This is a genomic window from Ralstonia condita, from assembly GCF_958405655.1.
Lineage (GTDB): Bacteria > Pseudomonadota > Gammaproteobacteria > Burkholderiales > Burkholderiaceae > Ralstonia > Ralstonia condita.
Genome location: NZ_CATYWO010000004.1, coordinates 206,337 through 227,511 on the forward strand (window position 1 = coordinate 206,337; position 21,175 = coordinate 227,511).

Annotated in this window: 23 protein-coding genes, 1 pseudogene and 1 riboswitch; of the genes and pseudogenes, 8 read left to right on the forward strand and 16 right to left on the reverse strand. The window is 62.1% G+C overall.

Going from position 1 to position 21,175, the window contains the following annotated elements:
* Positions 1 to 6 precede the first annotated feature (6 nt).
* From queC to ydfG, 9 genes and pseudogenes are all read right to left on the reverse strand, one after another.
* Positions 7 to 699: pseudogene (gene queC / locus R2N03_RS14750) on the reverse strand (7-cyano-7-deazaguanine synthase QueC); the annotation flags it as partial.
* 145 nt (positions 700 to 844) lie between these two features.
* Positions 845 to 1,618, reverse strand: a complete 774-nt coding sequence (ybgF, locus tag R2N03_RS14755; protein ID WP_316658323.1) for a tol-pal system protein YbgF — start codon at positions 1,616 to 1,618, stop codon at positions 845 to 847.
* A 68-nt stretch (positions 1,619 to 1,686) separates the two neighbouring features.
* Positions 1,687 to 2,205, reverse strand: a complete 519-nt coding sequence (pal, locus tag R2N03_RS14760) for a peptidoglycan-associated lipoprotein Pal (RefSeq protein ID WP_316658324.1) — start codon at positions 2,203 to 2,205, stop codon at positions 1,687 to 1,689.
* A 29-nt stretch (positions 2,206 to 2,234) separates the two neighbouring features.
* A complete protein-coding gene (gene tolB / locus R2N03_RS14765) occupies positions 2,235 to 3,539 on the reverse strand; it encodes a Tol-Pal system beta propeller repeat protein TolB (RefSeq protein WP_316658326.1) in 1,305 nt (434 codons plus the stop codon).
* 55 nt (positions 3,540 to 3,594) lie between these two features.
* Positions 3,595 to 4,602: a cell envelope integrity protein TolA gene (gene tolA / locus R2N03_RS14770; protein ID WP_316658328.1), complete on the reverse strand. Its 1,008-nt coding sequence runs from the start codon at positions 4,600 to 4,602 to the stop codon at positions 3,595 to 3,597.
* 37 nt (positions 4,603 to 4,639) lie between these two features.
* Entirely contained in the window at positions 4,640 to 5,074 is a 435-nt protein-coding gene (tolR, locus tag R2N03_RS14775; RefSeq protein WP_316658329.1) for a protein TolR, read from the reverse strand.
* Between the two features lie 12 nt (positions 5,075 to 5,086).
* Entirely contained in the window at positions 5,087 to 5,782 is a 696-nt protein-coding gene (gene tolQ, locus R2N03_RS14780) for a protein TolQ (protein WP_316658330.1), read from the reverse strand.
* Positions 5,779 to 6,183 carry a tol-pal system-associated acyl-CoA thioesterase gene (gene ybgC / locus R2N03_RS14785; protein WP_316658331.1) on the reverse strand — a complete coding sequence of 135 codons (405 nt, stop codon included), beginning with the start codon at positions 6,181 to 6,183 and terminating at the stop codon, positions 5,779 to 5,781. Before ybgC ends, tolQ begins: the two co-directional genes overlap by 4 nt.
* 69 nt (positions 6,184 to 6,252) lie before the next feature.
* Positions 6,253 to 7,005 carry a bifunctional NADP-dependent 3-hydroxy acid dehydrogenase/3-hydroxypropionate dehydrogenase YdfG gene (gene ydfG, locus R2N03_RS14790; protein WP_316658600.1) on the reverse strand — a complete coding sequence of 251 codons (753 nt, stop codon included), beginning with the start codon at positions 7,003 to 7,005 and terminating at the stop codon, positions 6,253 to 6,255.
* A 140-nt stretch (positions 7,006 to 7,145) separates the two neighbouring features.
* A riboswitch (ZMP/ZTP riboswitch) is annotated at positions 7,146 to 7,275 on the forward strand.
* A 136-nt stretch (positions 7,276 to 7,411) separates the two neighbouring features.
* Between ydfG and glyA the strand changes: the two genes are divergently transcribed.
* Both glyA and nrdR read left to right on the forward strand, forming a co-directional pair.
* Positions 7,412 to 8,659, forward strand: coding sequence for a serine hydroxymethyltransferase (gene glyA / locus R2N03_RS14795; protein ID WP_316658332.1), 1,248 nt, complete (start codon positions 7,412 to 7,414; stop codon positions 8,657 to 8,659).
* 130 nt (positions 8,660 to 8,789) lie between these two features.
* Positions 8,790 to 9,254, forward strand: coding sequence for a transcriptional regulator NrdR (gene nrdR / locus R2N03_RS14800; RefSeq protein ID WP_316658601.1), 465 nt, complete (start codon positions 8,790 to 8,792; stop codon positions 9,252 to 9,254).
* 16 nt (positions 9,255 to 9,270) lie between these two features.
* Here nrdR and R2N03_RS14805 read toward each other — a convergent pair whose 3' ends face one another.
* The 7 genes from R2N03_RS14805 to R2N03_RS14835 all read right to left on the reverse strand — a co-directional run bounded on the left by R2N03_RS14805 (position 9,271) and on the right by R2N03_RS14835 (position 16,185).
* The gene (locus R2N03_RS14805; protein ID WP_428984413.1) at positions 9,271 to 9,696 is read right to left on the reverse strand and encodes a type IV pilin protein; all 426 of its coding nucleotides are present in this window, start codon (positions 9,694 to 9,696) and stop codon (positions 9,271 to 9,273) included.
* The gene (locus tag R2N03_RS14810; RefSeq protein ID WP_316658335.1) at positions 9,693 to 9,905 is read right to left on the reverse strand and encodes a hypothetical protein; all 213 of its coding nucleotides are present in this window, start codon (positions 9,903 to 9,905) and stop codon (positions 9,693 to 9,695) included. The genes R2N03_RS14805 and R2N03_RS14810 overlap by 4 nt, the downstream gene beginning before the upstream one ends.
* Positions 9,906 to 10,067: 162 nt before the next feature.
* Complete coding sequence (locus R2N03_RS14815; RefSeq protein WP_316658336.1) at positions 10,068 to 13,433, reverse strand: pilus assembly protein; 3,366 nt, start codon at positions 13,431 to 13,433, stop codon at positions 10,068 to 10,070.
* 7 nt (positions 13,434 to 13,440) lie between these two features.
* The gene (locus R2N03_RS14820; protein ID WP_316658337.1) at positions 13,441 to 14,007 is read right to left on the reverse strand and encodes a pilus assembly PilX family protein; all 567 of its coding nucleotides are present in this window, start codon (positions 14,005 to 14,007) and stop codon (positions 13,441 to 13,443) included.
* The gene (locus R2N03_RS14825; protein WP_316658338.1) at positions 14,007 to 15,041 is read right to left on the reverse strand and encodes a PilW family protein; all 1,035 of its coding nucleotides are present in this window, start codon (positions 15,039 to 15,041) and stop codon (positions 14,007 to 14,009) included. The genes R2N03_RS14820 and R2N03_RS14825 overlap by 1 nt, the downstream gene beginning before the upstream one ends.
* Positions 15,038 to 15,541 (reverse strand): type IV pilus modification protein PilV, encoded by a 504-nt coding sequence (pilV, locus tag R2N03_RS14830; RefSeq protein ID WP_316658339.1) that lies wholly within the window; start codon positions 15,539 to 15,541, stop codon positions 15,038 to 15,040. The genes R2N03_RS14825 and pilV overlap by 4 nt, the downstream gene beginning before the upstream one ends.
* Complete coding sequence (locus R2N03_RS14835) at positions 15,538 to 16,185, reverse strand: GspH/FimT family pseudopilin (RefSeq protein WP_316658340.1); 648 nt, start codon at positions 16,183 to 16,185, stop codon at positions 15,538 to 15,540. The genes pilV and R2N03_RS14835 overlap by 4 nt, the downstream gene beginning before the upstream one ends.
* Before the next feature lie 434 nt (positions 16,186 to 16,619).
* Between R2N03_RS14835 and R2N03_RS14840 the strand changes: the two genes are divergently transcribed.
* Genes R2N03_RS14840 through R2N03_RS14865 form a run of 6 tightly spaced genes read left to right on the forward strand, consistent with a single transcriptional unit; the run spans position 16,620 to position 21,155 of the window.
* On the forward strand, positions 16,620 to 16,811 hold the full coding sequence (locus R2N03_RS14840) for a type II secretion system protein (RefSeq protein ID WP_316658341.1): 192 nt from the start codon (positions 16,620 to 16,622) through the stop codon (positions 16,809 to 16,811).
* A gap of 1 nt (position 16,812) precedes the next feature.
* Positions 16,813 to 17,760, forward strand: coding sequence for a PilW family protein (locus tag R2N03_RS14845; protein ID WP_316658342.1), 948 nt, complete (start codon positions 16,813 to 16,815; stop codon positions 17,758 to 17,760).
* Positions 17,754 to 18,374, forward strand: a complete 621-nt coding sequence (locus R2N03_RS14850) for a pilus assembly protein PilZ (protein WP_316658343.1) — start codon at positions 17,754 to 17,756, stop codon at positions 18,372 to 18,374. The genes R2N03_RS14845 and R2N03_RS14850 overlap by 7 nt, the downstream gene beginning before the upstream one ends.
* Complete coding sequence (locus R2N03_RS14855; RefSeq protein WP_428984414.1) at positions 18,371 to 20,200, forward strand: pilus assembly protein; 1,830 nt, start codon at positions 18,371 to 18,373, stop codon at positions 20,198 to 20,200. The genes R2N03_RS14850 and R2N03_RS14855 overlap by 4 nt, the downstream gene beginning before the upstream one ends.
* Positions 20,200 to 20,583, forward strand: a complete 384-nt coding sequence (locus R2N03_RS14860; protein WP_316658344.1) for a prepilin-type N-terminal cleavage/methylation domain-containing protein — start codon at positions 20,200 to 20,202, stop codon at positions 20,581 to 20,583. Before R2N03_RS14855 ends, R2N03_RS14860 begins: the two co-directional genes overlap by 1 nt.
* Positions 20,571 to 21,155: a GspH/FimT family pseudopilin gene (locus R2N03_RS14865; RefSeq protein ID WP_316658345.1), complete on the forward strand. Its 585-nt coding sequence runs from the start codon at positions 20,571 to 20,573 to the stop codon at positions 21,153 to 21,155. Before R2N03_RS14860 ends, R2N03_RS14865 begins: the two co-directional genes overlap by 13 nt.
* The last annotated feature ends 20 nt before the right edge of the window (positions 21,156 to 21,175 follow it).

The following is a 21,175-nucleotide window of genomic DNA, read 5'->3' on the forward strand; positions in this document are numbered from 1 at the left end:
GGTGCGTCAAGCGTAGCGGGTCGGATCGGGCACGCCGGCGGCATCAAAGCCGGCTTTGCGGATTCGGCAGGAGTCGCACACACCGCAGGCGCGGCCGTCCTCGTCGGCCTGGTAGCAGGAAACAGTCAGGCTGTAGTCGACCCCCAGTCGTGTGCCAGCCTGGATGATCTCGCCCTTGGTCATGGCGATGATGGGCGCGTTCACACGGATGCGGTCGCCCTCCACGCCCGCCTTGGTAGCAAGATTGGCGAGCGTTTCGTAAGCCGCCACGTACTCGGGGCGGCAGTCCGGATAGCCGGAGTAGTCGACCGCATTGGCGCCAAAGAACAGGTCGCGCGCGCCGACCGCCTCGGCCCAGCCGAGGGCCAGCGACAGCATGATGGTATTGCGCGCTGGCACGTAGGTGATGGGAATGCCCGACTGTGCGCCGTCGGTCGGCACGTCGATCTTGTCATCCGTCAGCGCGGAGCCGCCGAACCGGCGCAGGTCCAGATCGATGATCTCGTGACGCACTGCGCCCAGCGCGGCAGCCACCTTCTTGGCAGCTTCGAGTTCAGACGAATGGCGCTGGCCATAGCGCATCGACAATGCATAGATCTCGAAGCCATCTGCATTGGCCATGGCGAGCACGGTGGCAGAGTCGAGCCCGCCTGAGAGCAGGACGATGGCACGTTTTTTCATGGGCAAAGCCTTGTGAAGCGAATCGGGGAAGGCCGCATTCTAGCGCGGCATGACCATGCTCGCGCCGCGGGCCGCACATGCCAGCCATTCCGATCCGGCCATGAAAAACGCCCGCCTGTGCAATCACGGCGGGCGTCCGGGCTGACGGGAAGCGATGTGCCGATCAACGCATCGTCTTCAGGCGGCTCTGGGCGGTCTTGGCCTGCTCGGTACCCGGGTACTGGGCGACAACGGCCTCAAGCGTCTTGCGTGCTGCGGCTTTCTGCCCCGATTCGCCCTGATTGGTGGCCACTTGAAGCAGCGCGTCCGGCGCCTTCGGGTGCTGCGGATTGGTACGTGCCATGTTCTCCAGCACATAGCTGGAACCCTTGTAGTCGCGCTGCGCATACAGGGCGTTACCCAGCCAGAACTGGGCCAGCGGCACGTAAGGGCTCTGCGGATATTTCTTCACGAACGCGGAGAACTGGTTGCCCGCGCCCTTGAAATTGCCGGACTGAAATGTCTTCAGGGCGGCATCGTATTCGTCCTTCTCGCCAGGCTGAACCATGCCTTCTCGGCCATCAACGGTCGCCTGCTGCGGCTCGAACTTCTTCAAGCGCGCATCGAGGTCGGCATAGTAGTCCTTCTGCTGCTTGGTGAGCGTATCGACCGCATTCTGCAGCACTTCATTCTGTCCACGCAGACGCGCCACCTCGGACTTGAGCGTCTCGATCTGGTTCTGGGCGTCGATCAGGTTCTTGCTGTTCTGGTCGATGCGCTGTGCCGCGCTGGACTGGAAGGTGTTGAACTTGTCGCGCATGTCGATGATGGCGCGACGCGCCTCATCGTCGTCAAACACCCCTGCTGCCGCCGGGCTGGCCGTGGTCAAGGCGCCACCTGCGACAAGCGTCGCTGCCAGGATGGCCCGATAGACGCGCTGTTTCATCATCGTGTTCATAGGATTGCCAACGTAAGAACGCCGGCCGCAACAACGCAGCCGGCGCGTGCACCTTCAAACTGGGCCGATCAGTAAACGATATCGGCGCGGCGGTTCTGTGCCCACGACGCCTCATCGTGACCGGTAGCCTGCGGCTTTTCCTTGCCGAGGCTCACGGCTTCCATCTGGCTGTCAGGCACGCCCATCGACGACAGCGCGCGGCGCACAGCCTCGGCACGCTTCTGGCCCAGTGCCAGGTTGTATTCGCTGGTGCCACGCTCGTCGGTATTGCCCTGGATCAGCACCTTGCGCTGATTGTGCGATTGCAGGTAGCGCGAGTGCTGCGAGAGCAGGCCCTGGTATTCCGACTTGACCGAATAGCTGTCGAAGTCGAAGTAAATGCTGCGCTTGGCCAGCGGGCTGTTCGGGTCGGTCAGTTCGTCACGGCCAACGTCCACCGGCGTCACGGTGCGCGCATCGGCGCCCGTGCCGGCACCGCCCGCGCCATTCTTCGCCGTGTCATCCAGCTTCACACCCGAGCTGCAAGCGCCCAGGGCCAGCAGCGCGGCAATCGCTGCAAGTTTGATCATGGTTTGGGACTTCGACATGTCCGATTTCTCCTAAAGGAACGGCCTTGTTATTGCATGAAAGGACCCCACGCCGGCTCGCGAACCTCGCCGGCCTGGAGGGAAAGAACCTGGCGCGTACGACCATCGGTCGACACGGCTGCCAGCACCGATTTACCACCCACTCGCGTGGAATACAGAATGAACTTGCCGTTGGCAGCAAAGCTCGGTGACTCATCGTGCGACGTATCCGTCAGCGCATTCACGTCGCCGTTTGTCAGATCCTGCACATACAGACGGAACGCACCACCCACACGCGAGATGTAAGCCAGCAGCTTGCCGTCGGGCGACACGCGCGGACTGGTGTTATATCCGCCCTTGAAGGTCACGCGCTGGGCGCTGCCGGCCTCTTCACCCTCGGCAGGCATGCGATAGATTTGCGGCGCACCACCACGGTCGCTGGTGAAATAGATGAAGCGGCCATCGGGCGAGAACGACGGCTCGGTGTCGATCGCACTGCTGCGGCTCAGGCGGCGCAGGCCCGAGCCATCCGCATTGACGGAATAGATCTGCGTGTTGCCGTCACGCGAGAGCGCCACCGCCACGCGCCGGCCATCCGGCGACCACGATGGCGCCGAGTTGTTGCCCTTCTGGTTCGAGATGACCGTGCGGCGCCCGGCCACCAGGTCATGCACGTACACCACAGGCTTCCTGCTCTCGAACGACACGTAGGCGACCTTGGTGCCATCCGGCGACCACGCAGGCGAAATGATTGGCTCGTTGCTCGTGAGCGCGACCTGCGGATTGGCGCCATCCGAATCGGAAATCTGCAACTGGAAGCGGCGGCCGACCTTCGAGACATAGGAGAGGCGCGTCGCAAAGACACCGCGCTCGCCCATCAGCTTCTGGTAGATGTAATCGGCAATCTCGTGTGCCGCCAGACGCAATTGGTCTGGACGGCGCGTCAGCGACAGGCCACCGAGGCTTTCGCCTTTGGCCGTGTCATACAGCCGGAAGCGGATTTCATAGTGGTCGCCGTTCCGGGACACGCTGCCACCCACGAAGGCCGCCGCCCCACGAGTCTTCCAGGCCCCCAGGTCGGGGGTCGGACTTTCCGGCACCACCGCACCGGCCACGTCCACGTTCGAGAAGCGCCCGCTACGCACGAGGTCCGCCCGAACGATGGCCGAGAGGTTCTGCGGCGCCTGCGCTTCACCCTGGAAGTTGGCGATGGCGATCGGGTACTGGCTGGCGCCGACGCCCGAGATCTCCACGTTGAGCTGTGCATGTGCCACACCTGAACACACCGCAGTGAACAGCATGGCCTGTACGGCACGCCGGAACATCGGAATCCACATCTTTCGCATCATGTTCATCGTTCGTCTCGAAACTGAGAACTGGAGCCAGCGCCGCCGAGGCGATGCTGGCGCGTTATTCCTTCGGCCTGAATGTCAGCGTGACGCTCGACGGCGCTTTGCCATTCGTGTCGCGCGGCAGCGGATCGGAGCGATCCACCGCTCGCAGGACGGCTTCGTCATAGGCGCCATTGCCGCTCGACTTGGTCAAGCGCTTGGACAGAATCGAACCGTCCGGCGCCATCTGCACCGCCACGACAGCGGTCGGGTTGCCGGAGATGGCCGACGGGTCGAACACAATGTTCGGCTTGACCTTGGCGCGCACACGCTCCGCGTAACCGGCCGACGCCGTACCACCCGTGCCCATGGCATTACCGACACCACCGCCCGACCCGGCCACGGTGCCTGCTGCGCCCGCGCCGGCCATCGCGCGCAGGCGATTCAGCTGGGCCTGCCGCTGTGCATTGGCACGCGCTTCGCTGGCCTTGCGTTCGGCATCTGCCTTGGCCTTGGCTTCCGCCGCAGCCTTGGCTTTCAATTCTTTTTGCTTGGCCTCGGCTTCGGCCTTGGCCTTGGCTTCCGCCTGCGCCTGCAATTGCGCGTTCTTGCGGGCCTGCGCCTCGGCCGCAGCCTTCTCCTTGGCTTGCTCTTCGGCCAGGGCCTTACGCTGAAGTTCCGCCTGACGAGCCTGCTGCTGCTTGAGCTGTGCCTGCCGCTGCTCCTGGGCACGCTCTTCCGCGGCACGGCGGGCCGCCTCGGCCTCGCGAGCCGCGGCAGCCTCCTGCTCGCGCTTGCGCTTCTGCTGCTCCAGCGCGATGTCGGCCTCCTCTTCGACCTTGGCCGGCGGCGCCTGGACGACTGGTTCAGGCTTCACCTCGGGCGGCGGTGCCGACTGCACGGCCTGCTGGACCGCAGCCTCATCCCACAACTCGGCTTCTTCACCGCGCGGTGTGCTGCTCTGCCACTGCACGCCGAAATACAGGAAGGCAATCAACAGCAGGTGTGTCAGAACCGCCAGCCCGAACGCGCGCAGGGTACCGCGCTCGCGCACAGGCTCATAACGGTGCAACGACGTCGTAGCCATGACGCTCAGGTTGCCTCGCCTTGATTGTTCAACACGCTCATGACGATTTCACCATCAGGCCGACACGCTTGACGCCGTCACCTTTGAGCACGCTCATCACGGTCAGCACGCGGTCGTACTGAACGGACTTGTCTGCGGCGATGACCACTGGCTGATCGGGATTCTCGTCGGTGCGCTGCTTCACGAAGGCGCGCAGCTCGTCGTTGTTTGCGAGCTTCTGCTCGGTCGCCCCGGAAGCCGTCTTGATCCGAGCAAGGATCGTGCCGTCGCTCTTGATGGTCACGACAATGGGCGGCTGGGTCTGCTGTGGCGTGGCATTGGCCACCGACGGCAGGTTGACCACGCCCGGATTGACCACGGGCGCCGCCACCATGAAGATGACCAGCAGCACCAGCATCACGTCGATGTACGGCACGACGTTGATATCTGCCTTGGCCCGTCGGGCACGGCGTGTTCGCTGGATGGTAGCCATGGTGGTCCGTCCTTAGCGCGTCTGGCGCTGAAGGATGTTCGAGAATTCTTCCATGAAGCTCTCGAACCGGTTGGCCAGGCGGTCCATTTCGGTGGCGTATCGGTTATAGGCGATCACGGCCGGGATTGCCGCGAACAGGCCAATCGCGGTGGCGACCAACGCCTCGGCAATCCCCGGCGCGACGGCCGACAGTGTCGCCTGCTGCACGTTGGACAGACCGCGGAAGGCGTTCATGATCCCCCACACCGTACCGAACAGACCAATGTACGGACTGACCGAGCCGACCGACGCCAGGAAGGGCAGGTGCGATTCGAGGGAGTCCATCTCGCGCTGGTAGGCGGCACGCATGGCACGACGCGCCGCATCGAGAATGGCGCTCGGATCGGAGACGGCGCCCCGCTGCTGTTCACGCGTCTTGAGGTATTCACGCATCCCAGCTTCAAAGATGCGCTCGAGCGCGCCGGTGGTGTGGCGGTTGTTGGCTGCGCTCTGATACAGCGCCTGCAAGTCTCCGCCAGCCCAGAAATCGCGCTCGAACGATTCGGTCTGGCTGCGTGCCGCGCGCAGCGCAAAGGCTTTACGGAAGATGTATGTCCAGGAAAACAGCGACATCATCAGCAGCAGGCCCATGACAAATTGGACCAGGACACTGGCGTGCAGCACCAGCGAGACGATCGACAGATCTTGGGTGACCTCGACGGGATTCATGCGGCAGCTTTGATGGTTGCGAGTACGGGGGCGGGAATCGGGGTCGGCCGGAATGTGAGCTTGTCGACACATCCGACACGGATCGTGCCTGCAGCGAGCAGAACGTCGCCGCGCCAACTTTCCTGGGCGAATTGGACCGACGCTGACCCGACGCGTTCCATACGCGAACGAATCTGCAACCAATCATCCAGGCGAGCAGGTGCGCGGTAGTCCACTGCAGTGCTTCGCACCACAAAAATGGCTCCGGTCGTGTCGGCCAGCAGTTGCTGGTCGACCCCCAGCGCGCGCAGCCACTCGGTGCGGGCGCGCTCAAAAAATTTCAGGTAGTTGGCGTAGAAGACCACACCCCCTGCATCGGTATCTTCCCAATACACGCGCAGGTTCCAGTCAAAAGAAGACATCCGGCGATTTTACCAAGGCGCAAGTGACGGCCAGCCATCCGCCGGCCGGGCGAGGGCTTGCACTGGGATTCAGGCCATGCCCCGCGTCACGCTTGTGGCGGAGAAAGACTGGCAAACGGGCATCAGCTCGATTGCGTTGACATTGAAATGCGCCGGAAGCGCCGTCATCCAGTAAACCGCCTCGGCGATATCGTCGGCGGTCAGGGCTTCGGTGCCTTCGTAGACCTTCTCCACGCGGGCATCATCGCCCTTGAAACGGACGTTGGAGAATTCGGTGCCGGAACACAGGCCGGGCTCGACGTTCGACACGCGCACGCGGGTGCCGGTGAGGTCCGCCCGCAGGTTCAGCGAAAACTGGCGCACGAACGCCTTGGTCGCACCATATACATTCCCGCCTGGGTAGGGGTACGTCCCGGCAATGGAGCCGATGTTGACAATGTGCCCGCGGTTGCGCTCGACCATGCCAGGAAGCAACGCGCGCGTCATATGAACCAGGCCGGAGCAGTTCGTGCCGATCATGCGATCCCAGTCGGTCAGGTCTGCCCGCTGGGCGGGCTCCAAGCCCAGCGCCAGACCCGCGTTGTTGACCAGAACGTCAACCTCGCGCCAGCCCTCGGGCAACGAACCCGGCAGCGCGGCGACGGCGTCTTGGTCCAGCACGTCCAGGATGATCGGTAGCAGCGCGTCGCCGAGCTCGGCCTTGAGCGCGTCGAGACGCTCCTGCCGGCGACCAGCCGCGATCACGCGATGCCCTTCTCGCACGAAACGCCGCGCAATGGCTGCACCGAAGCCGGCGGTCGCGCCGGTCACGAATACGATCATGGGAGTGTCTCCGAGCCTGAGAAAAAAACGAAGAGCAGAGTTTACCTGAAGCATCGGCCACTGTTGCTGCGGAATGTGCGGATCTGCGCGCCCGCTTCTTGCGGCGGCCATAGCGCTGTCGTACACTCGCGAGCAACCATTCCACCTTGCGCGACTGGCGAATCCTGAGACTGCTCCAAGCAGCCTCGACATGTGGGCAGCGACCACGAGGAAGCGCAAGGTTTCTGGCGTCATGCACAACGACGCCTGCCGCTCGCCTGGGCAGCGAATGGGAAGCAGGGTGACTTGGGCACCCGCTGCCATCGGCCAACGCCGACGCAGTGTCCAAGCCGCGCGCGTTTCCCGATGCCCGCCCGCCTCGCCCGACCTCCGCCGTTTCCGTTTCGTTTTTACCAAGACACTCGCCATGTTCGAACGCAGCCGCTACACGATCGACCAGATCGACCCCGAAGTCTTCGCCGCCATCCAGAAGGAAAACCAGCGTCAGGAAGACCACATCGAGCTGATCGCCTCCGAGAACTACACCTCGCCGGCGGTGATGGCCGCGCAGGGTTCGCAACTTACCAACAAGTACGCCGAGGGCTACCCCGGCAAGCGCTACTACGGCGGCTGCGAATACGTGGACGTGGTGGAACAGCTCGCCATCGACCGCGTGAAGCAGCTCTTTGGCGCGGAAGCCGCCAACGTGCAGCCGAACTCGGGCTCGCAGGCCAACCAGGGCGTGTTCTTCGCCGTGCTCAAGCCGGGCGACACGATCATGGGTATGAGCCTGGCCGAAGGCGGCCACCTGACGCACGGCATGGCGCTCAACATGAGCGGCAAGTGGTTCAACGTGGTCAGCTACGGCCTGAATGCGCAAGAAGACATCGATTACGACGCGCTCGAGGCGCTGGCGCAAGAGAAGAAGCCGAAGCTGATCATTGCCGGCGCATCGGCCTTTGCGCTGCGCATCGATTTCGAGCGCATCGGCAAGGTCGCCAAGTCGATCGGCGCGTATTTCATGGTGGACATGGCGCACTACGCCGGCCTGATCGCCGCGGGTGTGTACCCGAACCCCGTGCCGTACGCCGACTTCGTCACGACGACGACGCACAAGAGCCTGCGCGGACCGCGCGGCGGCGTGATCCTGATGAAGGCTGAACACGAGAAGGCCATCAACTCGGCCATCTTCCCGGGCATCCAGGGCGGCCCGCTGATGCACGTGATCGCCGGCAAGGCGGTGGCGTTCAAGGAAGCCCTGTCGCCGGAGTTCAAGGCCTACCAGGAGCAAGTGGTGAAGAATGCGCGCGCCATGGCCGAAACGCTGATGGCTCGTGGTCTGCGGATCGTGTCGGGCCGCACCGAAAGCCATGTGATGCTGGTCGATCTGCGCGCCAAGAAGATCACCGGCAAGGAAGCCGAGAAGTTGCTGGGTGACGCACACATCACCGTCAACAAGAACGCGATTCCGAACGATCCGGAAAAGCCGTTCGTGACCTCGGGCATCCGCCTGGGCTCCCCGGCGATGACCACGCGCGGCTTCAAGGAAGCCGAAGCCGTGAAGGTGGCTCATCTGATCGCTGATGTGCTGGATAACCCGCACGACGAGGCGAACATTGCCGCCGTTCGCGCCAAGGTGGCCGAGTTGACCAAGCAGTTCCCGGTCTACGCTTGAGGCATCCAACCCCGGTCGGGGCCCACACACCCACGGCCATGCAGTACCCTGCCGCGATGCGCCTCAAGGCCATCGCGGCGTTGTTTTTTTAGCGCAGTGCGTGTTTGAGGTTGCCGAGGAGACCACCGGCATGAAATGCCCCTTTTGCGGCCACGCGGCCACCCAGGTAATTGAGACCCGGATGTCGGAAGAAGGCGACACCGTGCGCCGCCGCCGTCGCTGCGAATCCTGCGACCGGCGCTTTACGACCTACGAGCGCATCGAGCTGTTCTTCCCGGCAGTCGTCAAAAAGAATGGCAGCCGCGTCGACTACGACCGCAACAAGGTCAAGGATTCCATGCGCCTGGCGTTGCGCAAGCGCCCCGTTTCCGCGGAGGCCATCGACGAGGCCATCGCCCGCATCGAAGAAAAGCTCCTCAGCCACGGCGACAAGGAAATCGGCAGCGACCGCGTCGGCGAACTCGTGATGCGCGAGCTCAAGCGGCTGGACAAGATCGGGTACATCCGGTTTGCGTCGGTGTACCGGAGCTTTGAGGATCTGGCGGAGTTTCGCGACGTGCTGGACGAGGTCGCGGCGACGAATGTGCGCAAGTAAGGTTGTGCGGCCAACCCTACCAGCAACTTGATGCTGTTAATGTGCCCCCCGAGACGGCCTTGTTTCCGGCCTGATCGTAGCTGAACGTGCCACAGGCATCTGTCGCTTGCCCGCCCTGCGGAGCAGCCTGAATCGTGTAGAGCGTCTGCGTGGGCGCCACCGAAAAGCTCAGCGCGTAGTAGCCATTCTCTGACCTGCTGGCGTAGACGCCGCTGGCGCCCAGCGTTGCCCCTGCGTAAGAGTTGCTTAACGAGCGGTATTGCTCCATTTTTTGGGCCACAGCGAGCAGTGCTGCCTTGGCGTCCGCGCGCCGCGACTTCTGTATGTAGCTCGTGAACGACGGATAGGCTATGACCGCGAGAATGCCCACAATAGCAACTGTGATCATTAACTCAACCAATGTGAAGCCACGAGGGCGAGCACTTCCGCGTTCTGTGTTCATCGCAGATAAATAATGGAAATCGTTCGCTCGGAAGCGTCCTTCGGATCGAGGAGAAAGTGAATTTCCTGGCCCACACGCAGCGACGAAAGGCGATCTTCGCTACCTGCAGCGTTAAACACGCGCACAGCCGGGCTGAGACGAAGATGATTGCCGTGAATGACGATCTCAGCGTGATTCAAATTGAACGATGTGATCACGCCATCCAGCATATGCGGCGCCTCAACAGAATGAGACTGCACCCTCCCGGACCCGAAGTGGGGGATTGCGTGGCCAGACTCCCCGCCTCCCAGTGCGAGGGCGGCATGTGAGGAGTGACTCGCCAACACGAAAGTGGCAATCACAAATAGTCTCTTCATATTCATCCGCTCTCTTCAATTCAATTGGCGCCAGGCCACTCGACCTCGAGATCCTTTGCCAGCGGTCTCGCCAATGACCTGAATCGCGCCGGCAGAGGTATTCACGTACTTGTTTTCGAACGGCGCAGCTCCCGGCGCCTGAATAGGCTGCAGAAAACCCGGGGCAGCCGGGATCGACCCGACTTGGCGGCCACTTGTGTTGGCGGGCGCGTTGCCATATTGGAGCAAATCGGCGCTGTTGATGACCCCATCGCCATTCGTATCGAAGGTTGGGCTGTCGAGGCGATTCCCCGTAAAGACATCGAGTTCCATCACCCACCCTGTACCGCCGGCACTGCATTGAGCCGTGGACGGGATAACCGTATTGAAGATCACGCGTCCTGAGCGGATCGTGGCATCGGTCACCGAGCGCTCTCCCGTGGACGGGAGATTGATGTACCACCCCAGCTTTGCGCTGTTGTAGGAGCCGAGCGAGATCACCCCATCACCGGACCGCAAGGTGTCCAACCTCGGCGTTCCGACCGCGTGTGTCGTCATGCGATACGTGTTGCCGTCAGGACCTACTGCTGTGCCCAGCACGGTCTGCTGCTGGAGGTTCGACAAACCACCGATGGTCGCACCTTTGTCGATGATGCCGTAGAACGTCTGGGCGGAAGTGGATCCGGTGTCGCTCGTGGTGAAGTACTGCCCCGTACCGAAGACCAGAAGGTAGTTGCCTTGTAAGTTCCTGGTCACGTCGGGGCGCACCGTGATGGGCTGTCCACCCGTGCTGAACAACGGCTGCGGAGACGCGGCAGTTCCGTAAGCGATACCCCAATTGCTGACCGAACTGCTCGACAGATCGAACTTCCACATGTTGCCCGCCAGATCACCCGCGTAAACAACGTCGGCAACACCATCTCCGTTGGTATCAACGGCGGTAGGCCCCGACAGACCATTGGGGGCGGCAGTAGTACCTGCATTCGTGTCGATCTTCGCGGTGATCGCGCCTGTCTCTGCGTCCAGCACAAACAACGCAGCGTGTCCGGTCGTACTCGCGGCGCCATCGGGTTGCGTACTGTTATAACCGTTCGCCACAATGACAGACCACCTGCCATTGTTCGTCTTGACAATCAACGGCTGCCCAAAGCTGTAGCCCATATCGCGGTCGTTTGCGTCGGTGAACTCCCAGCGAGCGACTTGACTTGCGGTCGACTCGGAAAACTTCGACGGATCCGTTACGTCAAGCGCAAAAACGCCTTGCCCTCCCGCGGCTAGCGCACCCGATAGCAACGTGTGCCACGCCCCCTTATAAAACGTGTCGCCCACCGTAACGGAGCCGTCAACGTAATACTGGTGCGTGTAAGCGGGCGCCGTCAGCATGCTCAGATTGCTGTAGACAGCGGCCGGAACATAGGCCATCGACTCCTTACCCGTCGACGCATTGATGCCATGCAGCATGCCATCGTTGGCCCCGACATAAATCATGGGCGACCGGTTGCGCCAGGTCGATACGAACGCCGAATACGGGACGCTCTCCATGTTGTCAGGATAATTAAACGCCGGTGCGCCCACGTAGTTTGGCGACGAGTGGATGATGTCGCCCAACTTGCTCGTTGGCCGGTTGCGAAACGACGGCGTGCATGAGCCGCAAGTGTTGGCTTCATTAGCGCTACTTCCACGCAGATAGCTCACTCGCTGCGCACCATAGCCATCGTTCGCGGTTTGAGCGGCGTTGTAGTTCAGCTTCGTCGACTGGGCTGAATCCATCTCGGTCGCCTTTGGTGAGCTTGGAGATGCCGGCCAGCGAAAAGGAATACCGCGCGCTCCGAGCGCGGCAGAAGGCTTATAGGTCAGTATCTGGCGCCCCGCGTCCCAATTTTGCGAATTGATCTGCTGACCCGCGTCCCAGAGCTGACTGCCTAGCGAGCCGTCCGCGTTGATGGCATATGCCAGCAACTGCCCGGACCAGTCCGCGCTGCTGAACTTTGCCTGATACAACGCAGTACCCGTTCCCCAGGAGCCCGCGTTCAGCGAAACAGCGGAAGCCGCAGCCACCTTGGTCGTAATGTCGGCCGCAATACTTTGAAACTGCTGCTGCAGGGTTGCCGCGTCCGACGCCAAGTAGGCGTTGCGCGTACCTCCCAAACTCGCCATCTGATTCAACACGGCCACTGAAGCGGGGTTGGACACGGTACTGCCCATCCCCACAACGTATGTCTGGATATCAAATGGGCTGGCGAAGCCCTTCACCGTTGTGCTGCGCAACGCGGTGAGCTGGTTGAACACGTCGTTCGCGGCGTTAGAGAAAGTCCACTGTCCCGTGCTCGCGTTATAGGTGCTTTTCTGATCGGCGAGGGACCACATTGAACCGTTGGTCTTGCCCGTAGGGTTGCCGTCGGTCGCCAGAAGAACGAAATTCTTCTGGCAGCTTTGCGTCACAGGCGTCGTGTAGCCACTCTGCGACCCTGCGAAGTAGCTCTTTGCCGTTTGCAGACTTCCCGACAGGGGCGTAGCTACTGCTCCGTTCTTGAGTTCCAGTTTGCTGTGGCCGCTCGCCGGCGAATTGGAATTTGTCTCCGGGGCCAGATAGTCCATCAGATTCTGATAGTGCGAGGTCGAATCCGCCTGCACTGCTTCCACCATCTTGCCGGTCCCGCTGATGTTGGCATAGTAGCCCCACGCACGCTTCGCCCAAACCATTCGCGAATACGGAGGGTTGCCCGGCAGAAACCCGGCGTCCGTCGGAGTGAAACCAACTTGCTGGCAATTCGAAAAATCCCTGGAATTCCAGGTCGAAACGTCGGCGTGCGTCGTACAACCGTTGTAATTGGTATTGGGGTTGCCGGTAGTCCCGCCGGATAGGCCAATGGCCCACGGATATGGCCACGTACCGTTGTAGTAGAGGACGTCGTTGATGGCAGGGTCATCACCACTGAGTTCGTAGGTCAGATACGAATAAGAGGCACCCTGCTGGGGATTCTGAATACAACGCAGCCCCGCATTCGATGCGGAAATGCCATTCACACAGTCATTGGTGAACACCATGGTGCTGGCGCTCCCAAAGAAGTAGGCATAGGTGTTGTACAGACTGGGGCCCGGAGCATCGAATGTCGCCAGCCCCCAGTTGAACTGAGACCGGTAGTTCGAGATCGTCGATGTGATGACCGAGCGCGCAATGTTGCCACGGGTCGTCGGATCGCTACCTGCGATCAGTTGGCCCGCCATCGTGCCGTCCATGGACTGCGAGTTGTCGTAGACGACCAGAATATTGGGCGTGGCCGTGTTGCTCGATAAGAACAGCGGATACTGAGCAATCGTCAGCAATGCTGCATGAGTCGTCAGAGGCAAGAGCGAAGAAAGCAACAACGCGAGCGCCCTGCGTAGGAGAGATCGTTTCATCGTAGCCTCAGCGCTTGACGTAAATGGATTCGAGAACAACATGTGTTTCGGGACGCCCCCCGGTCGCATAGACCGTGATCCGATAGGCTGTCCCGCCTGCCGGCGGCTTGACTCCAATCCCGATGCTTTCGCCCGCCGGCACCGACAAGCCTGAGAGCTTTTCGATGACGTACAAGGGCTGAGAAGCAACATTCGGCAACGCAGGCGCGCCTGTATAGGCGCCGTAGCTGCGCGTATTCGCGCTATTAGTCCAGTCGATCAGCGTGGAAATCGACGCGGATTTCGGATTTGTCCAGGAGGATGGCGGGGTGCAGAGACCGGTTGTGCAAGCCGGTACGAACGCCGTTGTCGAGGTGATGTTCTGAGCAACATCCAACTCGGCATCACGAAGCGCAGTCTCCGCTGCTTGAAACGCCAACTGACTGTCCTTGGTGTTGCCCAACATCATTTCCTGCATCACCGAACCGTTGACGAGCGCCAGCCCCAAAAGCGTCAGAAGCACAAGGAACACCAGCGCAACGGGCAGAGCAACACCGCTTTCTGCGCCACGCGGCCTGTTCAAGATCACTCGCATTACATCACCCGATTACGCAGCGTAATCACGCTCGTGAAGACCGACCGTATCCGTCTGTCGGCAGCCGTCGCGGAAGCGCCATTGAAGGTATACGTTTGAGTAACGGGCGACACGCCGTTCTGGACCGAGGCCATCAGGAGTTGCACTCGTACGCTAACCACGTTATTCCAGTTACCGACCTGATCAGCCGTAACATAACGGTTCGCGGCCTGGTCACCGTCCGTGTCCTCCCCGTAGAGAAGCACCAGGTTGTCGACCCCCTCCACCAGTTCCTGAGGCTGGCCGGCGCCTGTGTAGTCGGGCACGCTGTACGACCACAAAGACTTGACCGCCCCATTCCTGCCGCTCTGGGCTACGTAATAGGTTTTGGTCACGACACGATAAGCCGATGCATCCGTATTGAAGACATGGGTGAGATCGGCACTGGCATTGCCCGGTGTCGGCACGGCGATCGCAGCGTGCGACAGCGAACCGGCCGTTGGGCTGCTGGCGACCTGTGTTGCCTGGAAGACCGCCTGAGCCTCGCAATCGGAGACCAAGACGTAGTCACCCTGAGCAAATGGTGCACTGGCATCCACGGTCACGACCCCTGTCGTCCCGGTCATCTGCGCGGTCAATGCGGCACCGTTGTCGTAGGTCCGCTTGATGGCAATGACGTCCGTCCCCGCAGCCGGCGGGATCGGCAGGTTGCTGATGCTCGTATCCAGCGCTGGCGACCACGTCGATCCGCTACCGTGGAACCCGAAGAGCGTTTGATCGAATCGATTGTTGAAGGAACCAGGCGAGTTCAGCGTATTGACGGGCGAATTGGCCACGCCATTACAACCGCGAAAGCCGGTCATACGAATGTCCTGCTCGATCGATTCGACGGCAAAGCGAGCACTCTCTTCCAAACGGCCCACCGTATCCACCACGCGCGACGTCTGGCGGCCCGAGAGATAGATCGAGACGGCCACGCCGACAAGCAGTAAGCCCACGGTCAGCCCAACCATGAGTTCCACTAACGAAAAGCCGGTTTGTCGTCTGTTCATCATGGCCTGAAGCTCTGAGAGAGCATCTGTTGCTGACCGTTCTCGGTCCACCAGACCATGATGGCGTACATGGTTCCGCTGCCGTCACAACCGGGGGCTGCAGGCGTAGCGGTCGATGAAATCGTGCTGGTCAAACAAACCACACCGGCTCCCTGCGGAAGCTGCGTGCTGAGCTCACTGGACCACTCGTAGTAGTCGTTCTGGGCAATCTGCGCTGCCGAACATCCCGTTGATGTCGACACGCAATTTGGATTTGTGGCGGTACCCGACAACTTGCTGTAGGCGCCCGCAGAATAGCCCGAGAGATTGGCGCGTATCCTGTCGCCAATCTCATAAGCCAGGTACACAGCCTTGCTTCGTTGTGTGGAGATGTTGGAGCTCGACATCCCGACCAATTGCAAGCGTGAAATCCCGACGAGACCAATAGAAATGATGAGGAGCGCAATCAACGCTTCCAGCAGCGCGTAGCCGCGAGATCTGAGATCCAAATCGGAGGCATTCATGGGCACGTTGCGCTAGCAGAGTCGACCAGCCCGTTCGGTTGAATCGTGATCTGATATCCCGGCGTGCCTCGAGGGGTGGAGCAGACTTTCAACTGCCGTAACACGGCGGGCGAGAGAAAACCATGAGCATCGAACTTGATGACGCCGCTGTTTGGCACGCCGATCGTCAACCCAGATGGCGAGGCCTCGTGGGCACGCAAAACCTCTCCACTATCGACGGTTCCGTTGGCATTTTGGTCGACCCAAACAGACCAGCCGGCGCCCCACTCGTTGCCTGAAACCGTTCCGGACGGAGCGCTCGGGATAACACTGACTGGAATGCCGCGCTTAGCCGCCTCGCTCCGAGCCAAGGCGAGCGAAGACATCAACTCGGTCTGCGTGGCAAAAAGTCGGTTGCTGCGTAGCGTGGGGGCGAACGAAGGGATCGCAACCACCAACAGAATGCCAAGGATGGACAAGGCCACCATCAACTCGATCAGCGTGAAACCGTGGACTGTCGGCGTAATTCGAGTGCTGTTTCTAGGCAGGCAACGCATTTCGTGCGATGCAACACGACAAACGCGTAACGCCTGGTGGCTCGAAACGTCCTGACCTATTTCGCAAGACCGAAGGGCAAAAAGAGAATCGCGAACCCATGCGCGCATCTCTATCTCTCAGCCTAGGTGGCGCTGCCGGACCGCGTGCCGATACTGCCCGATGGGCGAACTCCCATTGTGCATGTGACCCCCGACTATTTTTTTATGTAGCACCCACGGCGCAATCGATTTCGCGCGCGCAGAGAAATTAGTGCTGATTAAGTTTTTTCTTGCCGCACTCGCCCCCGCGAATGCGACATTCGGCCCGGCGAAAAAAGCCCAGGCAGCTGAATTCCTGAAATAGTGAGGAATTAGTCAAAAAGTGTCAACAACGCACGCCTCCAATGCCGAGTAGCGCGAACGCCAGCGGTGGTGAAAAACCAACGATTCACCCCCACACCCGCCACGTGCCCGACCGCAGAAAAGGGTATTGACCAGATATGACAGTAATGCGGCCGAACTCTCTCTAACTTGAACGGCTGACTCCACGCGACAGCCGAATCATGTCCGCACATCACCATTTACTCCGCCAGCACGGCGCCATCCTGATCGAATCCCTCGTCGCCCTCGCCCTCCTGTCGCTCGGCGCGGTGACCATATTCGAGGCGTTCGACTATCTGGAAGCAACCAGCCGCGCCGCCAGCCAATTCAACGCCGCTAGCCCTGTATCCCCCAAACAACCAGCAGTCCGCTGAGATGCCACGCACGCTCGCCCGGCCTGCACACGGTGCCTCGCTGGTGGAATTGCTGGTCGGCATGGTCATCGCATTGATGGTGCTGGCCATCGCGCTGCAATTGACGCTGGTCGCTCGAGCGCGCTACCAGCGCTTGGCCGACGAAGCGCTGATTGAGGATCGTGGCATGCAGGCGCTGGAGCTGATCGGTAGCGCTGTCCGCCAGGCCGGCTGGATCACTGACACGCCGTCTTCCTCGCCGATGCGTCGATGGCCTGATGCCGATGCACCGCCTTCGCTTGTCGGCAAGGACGACTGTGGCGACCCCGCCATGCTCTCCACCTTGGTTTGCCGAGGTCTTGCCTCGCATTGCAATGCGCCAGGCTGCAGTGATGCCCTCCTGATTCGCTTCGCCGGCCGCAGCACCGAGCCGCAGGGGCTAAGTCACGACGGCGCCACGCGTGACTGCACCGGGCACGGCGTCCCCGAGCGCATCGCTGGAGAGCGCGACCCTCGCGCCGGCTACATCCTCCTGTACGTCTCCCGCAGCTCCGACCCGGAACGGGAACCGCAACTGATGTGCAGGTCCATCAAGCGCGACTTTGAGCGTTCGCCTGAGGAAGCGACCGGCGACGGCTTCGTGAGAGGCGTGGAAACCCTCCAACTGCTCTACACGCTCGCTCCAACGGCGACATCGTCCGCCATCACCATGTCGGCACGGGCAATGAACGACCAAGACTGGCATCGCGTGCAATTCATCCACGTAACACTCGTCGTGCACGGAGACAGATTTCGGGCTCAGCCTCCACTTATAAGCGACACCGCACTGTTCCCCGAACTTGTGCCGCCTGAGGGTGCGCAGTCGGAAGATCTGCACTTCTTGCCGGCAGAGCCTCAGCGCCGTCGCGCCCGCTTTCAGGCCACGCTGGCCGTGCGCAACCCCCTGCGCTGCGGGGCCGATGCATGCTGAACCTGCAGACACAGGAACGCGGTTTCTCGATCATTGCCGCCACCGGGGCGCTGATCATCATCGGCTTGCTGATGATGGCCGGATTGCGTCTGGTCCTCGACCATACCCGCAGGGCCTCACTGTTTGCCGACCGTGCGCTCGCCCTGCAGGAAGCGGAAGCCGCGCTGACCGTTGCCGAATGCCGGATCGCTGTCGCCACGGACACGCCTGCTCATCAGGATTGCAGTGCGGCGCACGATAGGGAGCGCATTGCATCGCTCGACGCGCTCACGCTCTCCGGATTCGTACCCGGCCAATGCGGACAAGGCGAAGCGCTCGGATTGTGCTGGCCCCTCGTTGGGCAATCTGCGCAATCGCTGTCGAAATTGCTCGCCGACAAACCCGACGCCGTCACGCTTCCCACCCCCGTTCAGGCCGGTGCGCGCCAGACACCCGCGTTGGCTGCGCGCTATGTCATCGAGCCGATCCCCGATGCGCTACCAGGACGCTGGATAGAGGCAGGCTCGGCGCGAGCACCATCGCTCTTCCGCATTACGGCTGCTGGCTTCGGTACCGATAGAGCGGTCAACGTGATGCTGCAGACAATCTATCGACCGAGGGTGGCCGCGCCATGAATGCACATCGCATGGGCGCATGGCTCTTGGCCGTGCTGGCCGGATCGACGATTGCAGCCAGCGGAGACCATCCTGCGGGGCAACTGCCGACCCACATCGTCATCGCACGAGGCGACGATGCATGGAGTGGTCGGCTGCGCGCCCTGCAGTTCCTGCCAACGCCGTACACCCTCGACGCACCGGCACCGCCGGATCGCTGGGAAGCCTCGCGTCTGCTCGATCTCACCGCATCCGACGCGCGGCAGCTCTGGACGTTTCGCCACGGTGATGCGCCTGTCCGTTCACCCGTCGTGCTGCGCTGGCCGGCGCTCTCGCCCGCGCAACAGGCCGCCATCGATGGCGGCGACGGGCTGGGCAGCGCGCGAGTCGGCTACCTGCGTGGCGAGCGTCGACACGAGCACGACGGCTACGGCCTGCGACCACGTACATCGGTGCTGGGCGCGATGCGCGGTGCGCACGTGCAACTGCTCGGGCCACCCGGCTTCGTTCTCGACATGCGCCACGGACCGTTTCGAGCCCAGCACGCACGCCGACCATGGATGGTCTACATCGGCGCTAATGACGGCATGCTGCACGGCTTTGATGCGCTCACGGGCGAAGAGCGCTTCGCCGTCATGTCAGACGCAGTCCTCCCGTTGGCCGCGCAGAATGCGTCGCCCGGAAACCCCGTGCCCGGCCCGGTCTGCGGCCACCCCTTCGCCGCCGATGCGTGGACGGGTTCGCAATGGCGTTCCGTGCTCGCTTGTGCCAACGGCACGATGGGCTCCGGCCTCTTTCTGGTCGATGTCACCGATCCTGAGTCAGCTACGCCGCCCTCCCTGCTGGCCTATGACGCAAGCGACGACCCCACCGTCGGTCGCGTTCAAGGTCCCATTCCAATCGTCCCATTGAGCGCGGGTGGCGCCGGACAGCCGCGCTGGTTCGCCGTCAGTGGGAACGGCGCGAGCAACGCTGGCGTCGAAAGTCGCCTGCTGTTGCTGGCGCTCGACCAGCCACGTTCCTCGCCCTGGGTGCAGACACAGACCGCTCATGCGATCCGGGTTCCTTCGGTGGCAAGCCGTGGCGGTCTGGGCGCACCAGCAGTGGCACTCGGACCAAGCGGGCTTGCCACACTGGCCTATGCTGCCGACTCTCGCGGCCAAGTCTGGCGCTTTGACTTGACTGGCGCGCCGCCCTGGTCCAACGCACTCGGAACGAATGAAGCACAACGGCGTACGCCGCTGTTCAGAGCGACGTCGCGCAACGGGGGTATGCAGCACATACCTGGCCCGATCCTCCTGGCGGCCACGGCCAACGGCCCACTGCTGGTTTTCACCGCCATCGACGATGAAGGCCACGCCACGGTGTACGGCGTGGCAGACCGCGGCGCGCACAGTGTCTCGCGCGAGGAACTGGCCAGCCTCAGCGCGACCGATGTCGGAGACGGCACCGTCATCCGCCAGGACGGCAATCCCACGGAGAACGGCTGGCGTATCGATCTGCCTGCGGGTCAAGCACCCGATGATCTGAGCGCAGCGGGCGCAAACAGTCTGCTGCTTCTGACTCGCGATGTTGCTGGCCGTGATCGCGCTTACTTCCTCGACACCCGCACCGGCTTACCCGCCAGCAAAGGCGACCGCACCGGCCACGTGCTGATCGGTACGCCGCTTGTTACCGTGCAATCCGTCCCCCCGGCTCGAACACTTGACGGCGCCATCACGCAGGCGCTTCGCACCACCCTTTGGCAGGCGGACGGCGACCGCGTTCGGCGGCTGGAGTCCAACACCTACACGCTCCAGCTTGGCAGACTGAACTGGCGGGAGATGACAGAAGCAGGCGCTCGCTGATGCGCAGCATGCGTGCATTCACGCTGTTGGAATTGATGGTGGCGCTGGCCATGGCGGCGGCGCTTGCCTTGGTGGCCATGTCAGCCTGGCAGGCCCACTTTGAGCGCAATCGCCGGGCGGCGGCGCGTGCAGCACTGGTGGGCACCCTCGCTCAAATGCAACTGCGGCGCGCAGGAGCAGATGACCAGGAAGGCGTCATGTCTCAGAGCCGGTTGCCGCAGGTGGATGGCTACACGATTGTTGGCAACGAACCCTGCCTACCCCCATCGCATCAGTGCACGATGGCAATCGCGATCCCCCATCGCGCGGACCCGGTGTGCGGCACGCTCAGCGTGGACAGCACGGGGAAACGCCTGCCGCACGATGCCGCATGCTGGCCATGACCCCGCAATTCCGGTACCGCCAGCAGGCGGGCGTGACGCTCGCCGAAACCGGGATCGTGTTGGCCATCGTGAGCATCCTGGCGGTCGCGGCGCTGCCCTCGATCGTCGACCGGTGGCAACGCGAAACGGTGATTTTGCTCGCGGAGCAGTTTGCCAGTAACGTGTCCCTGGCCCGCGCGACGGCACAGTACCGCCACGTCCAGGCACATCTTCGGCCACTCAATCCCTCTGGAGACTGGGCTGATGGGTGGCAATTGACCACGTCGCCCCCTGCAGGTACGCCGGATATCACGGCCGCGCCGACACCTGCACAAGAAAGCCTGATCGTCGCCACCGTGTGCCCGCCGGCAGTGCCAACGGTTCGCATTCACTTCAGAATTCCTGGCAACACGCTGTCTTACGCACCTGTGGGATACTCACGCAATGGCAATGGTGGAGCACTGCACGGCACGCTGACGATCTCAAGCGGGCGGCATGTGCGCCAAGTGCGGATCAACAGTGTGGGCCGCGCGCGCATCTGCGATCCGGCCACGGATTCCCGCAGGTGCAATACCGCCGGCGATGACCCTTAACCGACTCCTGTTTCGCACCC